The sequence below is a fragment of the Pseudonocardia kunmingensis genome (assembly GCF_006716445.1).
GTDB classification, from domain to species: domain Bacteria; phylum Actinomycetota; class Actinomycetes; order Mycobacteriales; family Pseudonocardiaceae; genus Pseudonocardia; species Pseudonocardia kunmingensis.
In genome coordinates, this window is the sequence record NZ_VFPA01000001.1 from 2,642,304 (window position 1) to 2,654,580 (window position 12,277).

13 protein-coding genes and 1 riboswitch are annotated in these 12,277 nt (G+C 75.4%); of the genes, 7 read left to right on the forward strand and 6 right to left on the reverse strand.

The window, feature by feature from the left end; all coding sequences use genetic code 11:
* Positions 1-15 precede the first annotated feature (15 nt).
* Both FB558_RS12550 and FB558_RS12555 read right to left on the reverse strand, forming a co-directional pair.
* Positions 16-678 carry a response regulator gene (locus FB558_RS12550; RefSeq protein ID WP_211366331.1) on the reverse strand — a complete coding sequence of 221 codons (663 nt, stop codon included), beginning with the start codon at positions 676-678 and terminating at the stop codon, positions 16-18.
* Positions 675-1,874 carry a sensor histidine kinase gene (locus FB558_RS12555; RefSeq protein ID WP_142052047.1) on the reverse strand — a complete coding sequence of 400 codons (1,200 nt, stop codon included), beginning with the start codon at positions 1,872-1,874 and terminating at the stop codon, positions 675-677. The genes FB558_RS12550 and FB558_RS12555 overlap by 4 nt, the downstream gene beginning before the upstream one ends.
* Positions 1,875-1,976: 102 nt before the next feature.
* On the opposite strand from FB558_RS12555, the gene FB558_RS12560 reads away from it, so the two are divergent.
* On the forward strand, positions 1,977-2,588 hold the full coding sequence (locus FB558_RS12560) for a hypothetical protein (protein ID WP_142052050.1): 612 nt from the start codon (positions 1,977-1,979) through the stop codon (positions 2,586-2,588).
* A 16-nt stretch (positions 2,589-2,604) separates the two neighbouring features.
* Here FB558_RS12560 and FB558_RS12565 read toward each other — a convergent pair whose 3' ends face one another.
* Positions 2,605-3,543, reverse strand: a complete 939-nt coding sequence (locus FB558_RS12565; protein ID WP_142052053.1) for a GerMN domain-containing protein — start codon at positions 3,541-3,543, stop codon at positions 2,605-2,607.
* Between the two features lie 88 nt (positions 3,544-3,631).
* Between FB558_RS12565 and FB558_RS12570 the strand changes: the two genes are divergently transcribed.
* Together FB558_RS12570 and FB558_RS12575 are read left to right on the forward strand one after the other, a co-directional pair.
* A complete protein-coding gene (locus tag FB558_RS12570) occupies positions 3,632-4,153 on the forward strand; it encodes a gamma carbonic anhydrase family protein (protein WP_142052056.1) in 522 nt (173 codons plus the stop codon).
* 102 nt (positions 4,154-4,255) lie between these two features.
* Positions 4,256-5,788 carry an MDR family MFS transporter gene (locus tag FB558_RS12575; protein WP_142052059.1) on the forward strand — a complete coding sequence of 511 codons (1,533 nt, stop codon included), beginning with the start codon at positions 4,256-4,258 and terminating at the stop codon, positions 5,786-5,788.
* Positions 5,789-5,858: 70 nt separating this feature from the next.
* On the opposite strand, the gene thiG is transcribed toward FB558_RS12575, so the two are convergent.
* From thiG to thiO, 3 genes are all read right to left on the reverse strand, one after another.
* On the reverse strand, positions 5,859-6,653 hold the full coding sequence (thiG, locus tag FB558_RS12580) for a thiazole synthase (protein ID WP_142052062.1): 795 nt from the start codon (positions 6,651-6,653) through the stop codon (positions 5,859-5,861).
* Between the two features lie 2 nt (positions 6,654-6,655).
* Complete coding sequence (thiS, locus tag FB558_RS12585; RefSeq protein WP_142052065.1) at positions 6,656-6,856, reverse strand: sulfur carrier protein ThiS; 201 nt, start codon at positions 6,854-6,856, stop codon at positions 6,656-6,658.
* A 3-nt stretch (positions 6,857-6,859) separates the two neighbouring features.
* The gene (thiO, locus tag FB558_RS12590; protein WP_425467994.1) at positions 6,860-7,990 is read right to left on the reverse strand and encodes a glycine oxidase ThiO; all 1,131 of its coding nucleotides are present in this window, start codon (positions 7,988-7,990) and stop codon (positions 6,860-6,862) included.
* A riboswitch (TPP riboswitch) is annotated at positions 7,980-8,089 on the reverse strand. Its footprint overlaps the gene before it by 11 nt.
* A 103-nt stretch (positions 8,090-8,192) precedes the next feature.
* On the opposite strand from thiO, the gene thiE reads away from it, so the two are divergent.
* From thiE to FB558_RS12610, 4 genes are all read left to right on the forward strand, one after another.
* The gene (gene thiE, locus FB558_RS12595; RefSeq protein WP_142052067.1) at positions 8,193-8,861 is read left to right on the forward strand and encodes a thiamine phosphate synthase; all 669 of its coding nucleotides are present in this window, start codon (positions 8,193-8,195) and stop codon (positions 8,859-8,861) included.
* 294 nt (positions 8,862-9,155) lie between these two features.
* A complete protein-coding gene (locus FB558_RS12600) occupies positions 9,156-10,478 on the forward strand; it encodes a hypothetical protein (protein WP_170231283.1) in 1,323 nt (440 codons plus the stop codon).
* A 59-nt stretch (positions 10,479-10,537) separates the two neighbouring features.
* Positions 10,538-11,221 (forward strand): response regulator transcription factor, encoded by a 684-nt coding sequence (locus FB558_RS12605; RefSeq protein WP_142052070.1) that lies wholly within the window; start codon positions 10,538-10,540, stop codon positions 11,219-11,221.
* A gap of 7 nt (positions 11,222-11,228) precedes the next feature.
* On the forward strand, positions 11,229-12,245 hold the full coding sequence (locus FB558_RS12610; RefSeq protein WP_246106390.1) for a sensor histidine kinase: 1,017 nt from the start codon (positions 11,229-11,231) through the stop codon (positions 12,243-12,245).
* Positions 12,246-12,277 lie beyond the last annotated feature (32 nt).

Below are 12,277 nucleotides of genomic sequence, written 5' to 3' on the forward strand. Positions count from 1 at the left end.
CCCCCGCAGGGGGAGTCAGCGGCCGGGCTCGACGAGCCCGCTCTCGTAGGCGAAGACCACCGCCTGGGCGCGGTCGCGCAGCGCGAGCTTCGCGAACAACCGTCCGACGTGCGACTTCACCGTTTCCTCGGCGATCACGAGGTCGGCTGCGACCTCGGCGTTCGACAGGCCGCGGGCGATCAGCCGCAGCACGTCGCGCTCGCGCGCGGTGAGGCCCGCCAACCGCTGGGCGTCCCGGCGGGTGGCCGGGCGGCGCGCCGCGAACCGCTCGATCATCCGTCGGGTGATCGACGGGGCCAGCAGGGCGTCGCCCGCCGCCGCCACCCGCACCGCCTCGGCGAGCACCTCAGGCGTGGCGTCCTTCAGCAGGAACCCGCTGACGCCCGCTCGTAGCGCCTCGTAGACGTAGTCGTCGACGTCGAACGTCGTCAGCATGACGATCCGGGGCCGGTGCACCGCGCCGTCGGCGAGCAGAGTCCGGGCAGCGGCGAGCCCATCCAGCTCGGGCATCCGGACGTCCATCAGGACGACATCCGGACGCAGCGCGCGAACCGCGGTCACTGCCTGCACCCCGTCGGCGGCCTCCCCGACCACGGCGAGGTCCGGTTCGGCGTCGAGCAGCGCGGCGAGACCGGCCCGCACCATCGCCTGGTCGTCGGCGACGAGCACCCGGATCACGACAGCATCCGCAGCGGCAACTCGGCGCGCACCCGGAACCCGCCCGACGGCGTCGGCCCGGCCACGCACGCCCCGCCGAGCAACCGCGCCCGCTCGCGCATCCCGTCGAGCCCGTGACCACCGCTCACGCCCGGAGCGGAGGGCCCCGGCGGCGGGTCGTTGACGACCTCGACGACGAGCTGCGTGCCGCCCTCGTCGGGCCCGACGCGGACGTGCACGCGGGCTCCGGTCGCGTGCCGACTCACGTTGCTGAGCGCCTCCTGCACGATGCGGTAGGCCGAGACGGCAGCCGCCGCCGGTACGCCGGACGGCTCGGCCACCGACAGCGCGACGGAGCTGCCCGCACCGCGCGTCCGCTCGGCGAGGCGGGACAGGTCGCCGAGGCCGGGCTGCGGCTCCAGCTCCGGACCCGTGTCGTCGCGCAGTACGCCGAGCAGCTGGCGCAGCTCGCCCAGCGCCTCACGCGCCCCCGTGCCCAGGTCGGCGAACTCCCGCGCCGCGGCATCGGACACGTCCGGAATGCGGCGCGACGCGCTCACCGCGCGAACCGCGATCACCGACATGTGGTGCGCGACGACGTCGTGCAGCTCGCGCGCGATGCGGTCGCGCTCGTCCTGCACACGCCGCTGCGCGCCGTCGGCGATCCAGCGCAGAGCGCGCGCGTGCCGCTCCTTCTGCCGGATGCCCAGCAGCGCCGCGACCACCAGCAGGGCCGCCCACGTCCACAGCTCGGCCGGTAGCGGCACCCGCCCCACGGCCAGGACGAACACCACTCCGCTCGCGACGACTCCCGCCAGCGCGACGACGACGGCCCGCACCGGGAGCGCGAAGCCGATCGTGTAGGCGGCGGCGAGCTGGGGCGGCGCGGCGTTCAGGAACCACGGCGGGGACACGACTTCTCGAGGCAGGGCAGCCACCAGCACGAACGCCATCACCAGGTTGAGCACGCCGGCGGCCAGCCCCGCGGCGAGCGGGAGACGCTGAGCGAGCAGCGCCGGCAGGCAGATGCCGACCGCGAGCAGCGCCGCCAGCCACGACCGCGGGCCCGCGGGTGGGAACACGACCAGCGACGCCGCGAGGGCGAAGGTGGCGATCACGAGGAACGGCCAGGCCGGCAGCACCGGCCGGCACACCCCGTCCGGCGTGCCGATGGCGTTGGGCAACCGGGCACGCCACGCCGTGACCCACCCCCGCATCGCCCGTGGCACCCCCCTATTCGACCATCCGCGACCGATCGGGCAGAACCGTCCACGTGCGCCGGGTCCCACGAAGGTGAAGTCGTCCTAGGCTGCGCCGTCATGCGCTTCTACGCCGAGCGTCCCGCCCGCGCGTCCCTCCAGCTGCTGGCCGACCTGCTGGCCGTCGGCTGGGTCGTGGCGTGCGTGCTGGTGGCGCGCGCGGCCCACGGCCTGATCCTGCGCCTGCAGGAACCGGCGCGGGCGATCGCCGGGGCGGGCGACTCCATCCGCGGCGCGTTCGACGACGCCGCCCGCACCGCGTCCGAGGTGCCGTTCGTCGGCGACGACCTCGCCCGGGCCCTCGCGACCGGCACCGGAGCGGGCGACTCGCTGGCCACCGCCGGCCAGGAGCAGGTGGAGGCGGTCGCCGCCGTCGCCCTCGGCACCGGCGTCGCCGTCGTGCTGCTCGGCGCGCTCCCGGTGCTCGCAGTGTGGCTGCCGCTGCGGCTGCGCTACGCGCGGCTGGCCCGCTCCGCCGTCACCGCCCGCGCCGTCGACACCGACCTGCTCGCACTGCGCGCCATCGCCCGCAGACCGGTGCGGCGGCTGCTCGAGGTCTCGCCCGACCCGGCCGCCGCGTGGCGGCGCGACGACCGGGGCGTCGTGCGCGACCTGGCGGCACTGGAACTGCGCAGCCTCGGCCTGCGCGCCTCGAGGACCCCGCCGGACTGAACCTCCGGCGGGACCGTCAGCCGGCCACCGTGAACGCCTTGTCGTCGGTCAGCACGGGGCGCCCCTCGCCGCCGGACGGGTCGTCCTCGCGGACGCGGACCGTGTAGTCGCCGGGCTCCAGCGTCACCGTGAACGCGAACGGCGCGAACCGCTGGCCCTCGCTCGTGCTCGCGAACCCCTTCTGCACGAGGGCGCCGTCCTGCAACACCTCCCAGAGCACCGTGGCCTCGAAGACCGCGGCCTCGCCGCTGACCTCGACCGCGCGCCCGACCTGCGCGCCGTCGACCGGGGCGTCGATCTGCACGAGGGAGCGCAGCGCGTAGGGGTCGCCGCGCTCCACGGGAGCGGAGGTGTCGACCGCCCCCCACAGCTCGGGCACGGGCTGCCCGTCGACCAGGATCCGCACGGGCGCGCTCGACCGGAGCGCGCCCTGCACGGTGAACACCAGCTGCTGCACCGTGAGCTCGGCGAGGGCGGTGCCCACCTGCGCCGACCCGACCCCCGCGAGGTCGACGACGATGACGCCCGCGTCCTGCGTGACGGGAGCGCGCAGCGTGGTGCCCGCGGGCCAGTGCGAGCGGTAGTCCGGGTCCGCACCGGTGGGGTTCGCCAGCATCTCGCGCACCGCGGCGCTCGCCGGGTCGCGGGTGGCGACGCGGTGGAACTCGCGCTGCAGGCGGTGGCCGGCGGCCGTCTCGTTCACGTAGTACACGGGCACCGCGACCTGCGGCCCTCCGTCGCCGGACCCGGGCGGCGGCACCGGGGACGGGGTGGGCCCGGTCGTGGGGGAGGGCGACGGCGTCGGTCCGGGGGTCGGGGCCTCGGACGGGGTGGACCTGGGTGGGACGTCCGGGGTCACCCGGTCCACGGCGTCGGGCTCGGCACCGCACCCGGTGACGAGCGCGAGCAGCGCGGCAGCGGACAGGGCGAGCGTCGCACCCCGGCGCGCGACCATCCGATCACCTCCGCGGCCCAGGTTGCCGCGCCCGCGACGCGTCACCCGTTCGGCACGCCGGACCCGCTCGGGTGGCAGTCTCCGGCGCATGCCGCTGTTCTCCTTCGAGGGCCTCTCCCCGACCGTCCACCCCGACGCCTTCATCGCCCCCACGGCAACGCTGGTGGGCGACGTGCGCATCGAGGCGCACGCCTCGGTCTGGTACAACGCCGTGCTGCGCGCCGACTTCGGCCCGATCGTCGTGCGCGAGGGGGCGAACGTGCAGGACGGCTCCGTGCTGCACGGCGGCAACGACCCGGTCACGGAGATCGGCGCCGGCGCGACGGTCGGCCACCTGTGCGTCGTGCACGGCTGCGTCATCGGTGCGGAGGCGCTCATCGGCAACGGCGCCACCGTCCAGGACGGCGCCCGGATCGGCGCCCGCTGCCTGATCGGGGCGGGTGCGACGGTGCCGCCGAACGCCGTGGTGCCCGACGGCCGGCTCGTGCTGGGCCCCGCGGGGCGCGAGAAGGGGCCGCTGACGGAGTCCGCGCGGTGGTGGGTGGACGGCAACCCCGGCACCTACCAGGAGCTCGCGCGACGGCACCGCGACGGGGTGGCGCCTGCCTGAGTGCGAGGTCACAGGAAAATCAGTTGTATGGCACAACCAACGAAAAGTATGCTTGCACGGTACAACTGATCTGACCCGCAGCACGAGAGGCGCGACCTCCTCATGACCACCGCCACCGCCGAGAACCCGGCGCAGCCCCGCGCGACCGCGCTCGACGAGCCCGTCCGCAGCCGCCGCGAGATCCTCACGGCGCTGAGCGGCCTGCTGCTCGCGATGTTCGTCGCGATCCTGTCCAGCACGATCGTCGCCAACGCGCTGCCCACGATCGTCGCCGATCTGCGCGGCACGCAGACCGGCTACACCTGGGTGGTCACCGCGACCCTGCTCACCACCACCGCCACCACGCCGATCTGGGGCAAGCTCTCCGACCTGTTCAGCAAGAAGCTGCTGGTCCAGATCGCGATCATCATCTTCATCGTCGGCTCGGTCGGCGCAGGCCTCGCCGGGTCGATGGGCACGCTGATCGGCTGGCGCGCCGTCCAGGGCATCGGCGCGGGCGGCCTGCAGGCCCTCGCGCAGGTCGTGATCGCCGCGCTCATCCCGCCCCGCGAACGCGGCCGCTACTCCGGCTACCTCGGCTCGGTGCTCGCCGCGGCCACCGTCTCCGGGCCGCTCGCGGGCGGCCTGCTCGTCAGCACGCCCGCCCTGGGCTGGCGGTGGTGCTTCTTCGTCGGCGTGCCGGTCGGGCTGGTCGCACTGGCCGTGCTGCAGCGCACCCTGCACGTGCCGACCACGCCGCGCGAGGTGCACCTCGACTACGCGGGCGCCGCACTGATCTCGGGCGGCGTGTCCGTCCTGCTGGTGTGGGTGTCGCTCGCCGGAGAGCAGTTCGCGTGGAGCTCCCCGATCTCGCTCACGCTGGCCGCGCTCGGCGCGCTGACGCTCGCCGCGGCCGTCCTCGTGGAGCGGCGGGCGGTCGAACCGGTGGTGCCGCTCTGGCTGTTCCGCGAGCGCACCGTCGTGCTGTCCGTGGCCGCCAGCCTCGTGGTCGGGATGGTGATGTTCGGCGGCTCGGTGTTCCTCGGGCAGTACTTCCAGATCGCCCGCTCCTACGACGCCACCACCGCGGGCCTGCTCACGCTGCCCCTGATCGGCGGGCTCCTCGTCGCGTCGACCGGATCCGGCCAGCTGATCAGCCGGTTCGGGCGCTGGAAGCCCTACCTGCTCGCCGGCGCGGCCATGATCACCGCCGGGCTGGCGCTGATGTCGACGGTCGACCACACCACCCCCGTCCCGCTCGTCGGCGCCTTCCTCGTGGTGCTCGGCCTCGGGCTCGGCATGACCATGCAGAACCTGGTGCTGGCCGTGCAGAACACCGTGGACGTCGGCGACGTGGGCGCCGCCAGCTCACTGGTGGCGTTCCTGCGCTCGCTGGGCGGGACGGTCGGCGTCACGGTGCTCAGCGTGGTGCTCAGCCACCGGGTGTCCGCCCTGCTCGACGGCGGGACCACCGGCACCGGGCTCTCCGACCTCGCCGCGCTCCCGCCGGCACAGGCCGAGGCGGTGCGTGCCGCCTACGGCGACGCCGTGGGCACGGTCTTCGGGATCTCCGCGGTGGCGTCGCTGCTGACGCTGGCGGCAGTGCTCCTGATCAAGGAGGTCCCACTCCGCACGACGGTCGCCCGAAAGGCCTGACGACCAGCACCTTGGAGCCGTACTGCTGTTCCAACGCCCGGATTTCAGCAGTATGGCTCCAAGGTGCGGGTTAGGGCTCCACGTCCGGCGAGGAGGCCTGGGCCCAGTAGCGGCGGGGGATGCGACCGGCTTCCCTCGCCGCCCGGCCCGCCTCCACCGCCAGGCGCATGGCGTGGGCCATGCGCTCCGGGTCGCCCGCGCGCGTGACGGCAGTGGCCAGCAGCACGGCGTCACAGCCCAGCTCCATCGCCTGCGCGGCCTCGGACGCGGTGCCGATGCCTGCGTCCAGCACGACCGGCACGCCCGCCTGCTCGACGATCATCTCGATGTTGTGCGGGTTGCGGATGCCCAACCCGGTGCCGATCGGCGAGCCCAGCGGCATGACGGCCGCGCAGCCCACGCCCTCGAGCTTGCGGGCGAGCACCGGGTCGTCGTTGGTGTAGGGCAGCACGGTGAACCCGTCGTCCACGAGCTGCTCGGCCGCGTCGAGCAGCTCGATCGGGTCGGGCAGCAGCGTGCGCTCGTCGGCCACGACCTCGAGCTTGACCAGGTCGGTCTCCAGAGCCTCCCGCGCGAGCCGCGCGGTGAGCACGGCCTCGGCGGCGGTGCGGCAACCCGCGGTGTTGGGCAGCACCTCGATGCCGAGGCGGCGCAGCAGGTCCAGCACGCCGGTGCCGGTGACGGCGTCGATGCGGCGCATCGCGACGGTCGTGAGCGCCGTGCCCGATGCCACCAGCGCGCGTTCCAGGACCTCCAGGTTCGCCGCGCCTCCCGTACCCATGATCAACCGGGACGCGATCTTCCGGTCCCCGACCAACAGCGTCTCGGTGTCGATGGTCGAGCCTGCGAGCAACTCTCCGGTCATCGTCATCCTCCCTGCACAGCGGTGAGCACCTCGATGCGCGCGCCGTCCGCGAGCGCCGTGGACGGCCACTCGGCCCGCGGCACGACCTCGCCGTCCACCGCGACCGCGACGCCGTTCCCGGGGGCGCCGAGCGCGTCGAGCGCGTCGCGAACACGGGCGCCGTCCGCCAGCTCGCGCTGCTCTCCGTTGATCCACACCTGCACGTGCTACCTCCTGGCGTACGAGAACCGGGCGGGGTCCGCGGCGCGCACCGGGTCGGGGACGGGCTCGCCGCGCAGCAGTGCCGCGACCGCGTCGGCGGTGACGGGTGCCAGCAGCATCCCGTTGCGGTGGTGTCCGGTGGCGACGAGCAGGCCGTCCGGACCGAGGGCCCCCACCAGCGGCAGGTTGTCCGGGCTGCCGGGCCGCAGCCCCGCCGCGCTCTCCAGGAGCGCGTACTCGGCGATGCCGGGCAGGATCCGCTCGGCGTCGCGCAGCAGGTCGCGCACGCCGCCGACGGTGACCTCGGTGTCGAAGCCCAGCTCGGCCTGGGTGGCGCCGAGGACGAGCCCGCCGTCGTCGCGCGGGACGGCGTAGACCGGGCGGCCGTCCACGAGCGCGCGGACCGTGCGCCGCGGCGGCGGGAAGGCGCCCGGTCGGTGCGCGATCCGCAGGATCTCGCCCTTCACCGGGCGGACCAGGCCGTCCAGCGCCGGGTGCAGGCCCGCGGAGTGGGCGCCCGCCGCGACGAGGACGGCGCCCGCCTGGACGTCGCCGTCGTCCGTGCGCACGCCGGTGACCCGCGAGCCGTCGTCGAGGACGGCGCGCACGGCGCGTTCCACGATCGTGACGCCTGCCCGCTGCGCGGCGGCGCGCAGGGCCGCCAGCAGCACCCGGTTGTCCACCGCGAGGTCGCCGGGCACCGAGAGGCCGCCGCGCACGTCCGGTCCGAGCGCGGGCTCCAGGCGGCGCAGCTCCCGGCCGTTCAGCCGCTCGACGCTGCGCCCGAGGCGGCCCAGGTACACGGCCAGCGCGTCCAGCTCGGCGCGGTCACCGGTACCGGTGGCCGCCACCACGGTGCCCTCCGTACGCAGCCCCGCAGGCCGGCCGGACGCCGCGACGAGCTCCTCCGCGAACCCCGGCCACCGCGCCACCGACGCCACGCCGAGCTCGAGCAGCTCCTCCTCGCCCGGCCACGCCTCCGTGACGGGCGCGAGCATGCCGCCCGCCACCCACGACGCCCCGGACGCGGGCGCCGGGTCGAGCACCGTGACCGCCACCCCCGACTCGGCGGCGCGCCACGCACAGGCCAAGCCGATCACGCCGGCCCCGACCACCGTCAACGAGTTCGTCATCATCTCCGCTCCCTGCGCCGGCATGACCCGGATCAGGTTCGACGGTCGGGATCTGTTCCGATCCCCTCTCAGCCCGCCGTACGGGCTCCCGTGCGTCACCTGCCGTCCACCCTACGCCCTGTGGGACGACCTTCGCCTTCGCTCCGGCGGTCCGCCCGTCGCGCTGGCTCCCCCGATCTCGACGCGGCGCGTAGCGTCACCGGGCGTGCCTGCTCTCGACGGCGCCACCGTGCGCAAGCGCCTGGACGACGCCCGCCTCTACCTCTGCACCGGCGCCCGCCGCCGCACCGGCGACCTCGCCGCGTTCGCCGACGCCGCCCTCGCCGGCGGCGTCGACATCGTCCAGCTGCGTGACAAGGGCCCGGACGGGCCGCTGGAGGCCCGCGAGGAGCTGGCCGCGCTCGAGGTGCTCGCCGAGGCGTGCGCCCGGCACGGGGCCCTGCTCGCGGTGAACGACCGCGCCGACGTCGCCCTCGCCGCCGGCGCCGACGTCCTGCACCTCGGCCAGGACGACCTGCCCGTCCACTGGGCCCGGAAGGTCGTGGGCGAGGAGGTCGTGATCGGGCGCTCGTCGCACAGCCCGGACGAGACCGCGACGGCCGCCGCCGAACCCGGCGTCGACTACTTCTGCGTGGGCCCCTGCTGGCCCACCCCCACCAAACCCGGCCGCCCGGCGCCGGGCCTGGACCTCGTGCGCGAAGTCGCAGGCCGCGGGCCGTCCCGCCCGTGGTTCGCGATCGGCGGCATCGACCACGACCGCCTCGACGAGGTGCTCGCCGCCGGCGCCGAGCGGATCGTCGTGGTGCGGGCCATCACCGAGGCCGAGGACCCGCGGGCGGCCGCCGCGGCGTTCGCGGCGAAGCTGCGACCCTGACACGGGCGCTCCCGGCGACCGCTGATCGTTCCGAGATCCACCCCGAGCGCCCTCGCGGGGCGGATCCGTGGATGTCGGAACGATCAGGACCGCGTCGGTGACGGGCGCGGTGTGACCCGCACGCAGGGCTCTCGCGTCCGCGCATTCACGGGGTGATCGCCAGGAGTGGTGTGAGGGCGACAGATCTGTCGCTCTCACACCATTTCTGCTGATCATGGCCATCGCGTTCCGCGGAACGCGCCCGTCCCCGAGCTGTAAGGACCATCCGGCCGGGCGCGCCGCTACCGTCCTCGCGTGCCGATCACCCAGCGCCGGTCCCGCACGGCGGCCGACCTGGTCGCGGTGGGCGTCGCCGCGCTCGTCGTGGTGGCCGCGGCGCTGGTCGGGCGCAGGCTGCTCGCGGCCGGCGTCGACATCTTCCTGCCGTTCCCGCCGCTGCTGGCCGCGTGGCTGCCGCACGTCGGGCCGGGGACGCCGGCCGCGGTGGCCGTCGCGGTGCTGGTCGCGGCGCAGGGGCCGGCGGTGGCCCAGCGCCTGCGGTGGGGACCGCTGCTCGCGGTGGGCTACGCGGGCGCGCTCACGTGGACGGTGTCGCTCGCGCTCGTGGACGGTTGGCGGCGCGGGGTGGTCGAGCGGCTGTCCAGCAGCCAGGAGTACCTGCACGACGTCCCGCGGGTGCACGACATCGGCGCGATGCTGCGCACCTTCAGCGACCACATCCTCACCGAGAGCCCCGGCTTCTGGACCACGCACGTCGGGGCCCACCCGCCGGGTGCGCTCCTGACGTTCGTGTGGCTCGACCGGCTCGGGCTCGGGGGTGGCGGGCCCGCCGGGATGTTCGTGGTGCTGGTCGGTGCCTCGGCGCCGGTGGCGGTGGCGGTGGCGCTGCGGGCCTTCGGCGCCGAGGACGTGGCACGGCGCGCGTTGCCGTTCGGCGTGCTGCTGCCGGGCGCGGTGTGGGTGGGCGTCTCCGCGGACGGGATGTTCGCGGGGGTGCTCGCCTGGGGCGTCGCGCTGCTGGCCGTGGGGGCCACCGGCCACGGCCGCCGGGCCGACGCGGCCGCGCTCGCCGGTGGCGTGCTGCTGGGCTGGTGCCTGTACCTGTCCTACGGGCTCGTGCTGGGCGGGCTGCTCGCACTGGCGGTCCTCGCGCTCGCCCGCAGCCCGCGAGCCGGGCTGCTCGGCACGGCCGGGGTGCTCGCGGTGGTCGCCGCGTTCACGGTGAGCGGGTTCTGGTGGTTCACCGGGTTCGACCGCGTCCAGGTCATCTACGCCGCGAGCATCGCCTCCACCCGGCCCTACGGCTACTTCGTCTGGGCGAACCTCGCGGCCGTGCTGCTCGCGCTGGGCCCGGCGGTCGTCGCAGGTGTCCGGCGCGCCGTGGCCCGGCCGCGCGCGCTCCCGGTGGCCGCCGCGGCGCTGGCGGGCGCCGGGCTGGCCGCGATCCTGCTGGCCGACGCGTCCGGGATGAGCAAGGCCGAGGTCGAGCGGATCTGGCTGCCGTTCGCGGTCTGGCTGGTGGTCCCGTGCGCGCTGCTGCCCCGCGCCCGCTACTGGCTGGCCGCGCAGGCGGCGCTGGCGCTGGCCGTCAACCACCTGCTGCTGACCGTGTGGTGAGCAGCCCGGTGAGGATCTCGTAAGAATCCTCGGGGTGCCGGGTCTCTAGGCTCGCCCCCATGGCCTCGCGCGTGCTCGTGGTGGACGACGACGCGACCGTCCGCGACGTCGTCGGGCGCTACCTCGACGAGGCCGGCTACCGGGTCGACCTCGCCGCCGACGGGCCCACCGGCCTGCGGGCGGCCCGCGAGCGGGGCCCGGACGCCGTGGTGCTCGACCTGATGCTGCCCGGCATGACCGGCCTGGACGTCTGCCGCGAGCTGCGTCGCGACGACGAGCGGCTGCCGATCGTCATGCTCACCGCGCTCGGCGAGGAGGACGACCGCGTGCTGGGGCTCGAGCTCGGCGCCGACGACTACGTGACCAAGCCGTTCAGCCCCCGCGAGCTCGTGCTGCGCATCGGGTCCGTGCTGCGCCGCGCCCGGCCCGCCGAGCCCGGTGGGTCCGTGCTCGTCGACGGCGCGCTGCGCGTCGACCCGGCGGCACGCAGCGCCGAGCTGGACGGCAGCCCGCTCGCGCTGACCACCCGCGAGTTCGACCTGCTCGCATACCTGCTGGCCCATCCCGGGCGGGCCTACACGCGCGCGGAGCTGCTCGCCGAGGTCTGGGGCTGGGAGTTCGGTGACCAGTCGACGGTCACGGTCCACGTGCGGCGGCTGCGGGAGAAGATCGAGGCGGACCCGACGCGGCCGGTGCGGATCGCGACGATCTGGGGCACCGGCTACCGGTACGACCCCGCGTGAACCTCGCGTGAACGTCGTCGACGAGCTGGCCAGGGCGGCGCCGCTGGCGTTGCTGTTCGTCCTGCCGGTGGCCGCGGTCGGGGGCGTCGTCGTCCAGCGGATGCGCCGCCGGTCGATGGCCGCGACGATGACGGCGCTCGTGCTGGTCCCGCTGGTCGCCGCCCTCGTCGGTGTGATCGCGACCAGCGGGTTCATGTACACGCCGCAGCTGGTCGGCACGGTCGCGGTGGTCGCCGTCGTCGCCGCGGTGACGGTCCCGGCGGGCATGCTGCTGGGCCGCGCCGTTGCCCGGGAGACGCTGTGGCAGCGCGAGGCGCTCGACGCCGAGCGGCGGGCCGAGGCGGCGCGCCGCGAGCTCGTGGCGGGGATCGGCCACGACCTGCGCTCGCCGCTGGCCGGCATCCGCGGCATGACCGACGCCCTCCTCGACGGCGTCGTGCAGCGGCCTGCCGAGGTCGAGGAGTACCTGCGCCGGATCCGCAAGGAGACCGTGCGGATGGCCGGGATGGTCGAGGACCTGTTCCAGCTGTCGCGGGCCACCTCGGCCGCGCTGCGGCTGCCGACCGGCCGGGTCGCGCTCGGCGAGACCGGGTCGGACGCGGTGGCCGCGGAGTCGGCACGGGCGGCCGCCGCGGGCGTCACGGTCACGGCGACCGGTCCCGAGTGCTGGCCCACGGTGCTGGGCAGCGACGCCGACCTCGTCCGCGTGCTGCGCAACCTGCTGTCCAACGCCATCCGGCACACGCCGGCGGGCGGCACCGTGCGGCTGTCGGCCGGCACCCGCGACGAGACGGGGTGGCTGCGCGTCCAGGACGCGTGCGGCGGCATCCCGGACGCCGATCTCGACCGGGTCTTCGAGCCCGGCTTCCGCGGCGGCGACGCCCGCACACCCGGTGCGGGCTCGGGCGCCGGGCTGGGCCTGGCCATCGCGAAGGCCCTGGTGGAGGCGCAGCAGGGCGGGATCACCGTCGTCAACGCCGCGCCGGGCTGCCGGTTCGAGATCACGCTGCCGCTCGCCCGCTGACAGTGCGTCCCGCGCGGCTCAGGCTCCCACTC

What these genes read in the sequence shown, in the direction of transcription:
- FB558_RS12605 (WP_142052070.1), top strand. Translation starts at nt 10,538, where the DNA reads ATGGCCTCGCGCGTGCTCGTGGTGGACGACGACGCGACCGTCCGCGAC.
- FB558_RS12570 (WP_142052056.1), top strand. Translation starts at nt 3,632, where the DNA reads ATGCCGCTGTTCTCCTTCGAGGGCCTCTCCCCGACCGTCCACCCCGAC.
- FB558_RS12575 (WP_142052059.1), top strand. Translation starts at nt 4,256, where the DNA reads ATGACCACCGCCACCGCCGAGAACCCGGCGCAGCCCCGCGCGACCGCG.
- FB558_RS12565 (WP_142052053.1), bottom strand. Translation starts at nt 3,543, where the DNA reads ATGGTCGCGCGCCGGGGTGCGACGCTCGCCCTGTCCGCTGCCGCGCTG.
- FB558_RS12560 (WP_142052050.1), top strand. Translation starts at nt 1,977, where the DNA reads ATGCGCTTCTACGCCGAGCGTCCCGCCCGCGCGTCCCTCCAGCTGCTG.
- FB558_RS12555 (WP_142052047.1), bottom strand. Translation starts at nt 1,874, where the DNA reads ATGCGGGGGTGGGTCACGGCGTGGCGTGCCCGGTTGCCCAACGCCATC.
- thiG (WP_142052062.1), bottom strand. Translation starts at nt 6,653, where the DNA reads ATGACCGGAGAGTTGCTCGCAGGCTCGACCATCGACACCGAGACGCTG.
- thiO (WP_425467994.1), bottom strand. Translation starts at nt 7,990, where the DNA reads ATGATGACGAACTCGTTGACGGTGGTCGGGGCCGGCGTGATCGGCTTG.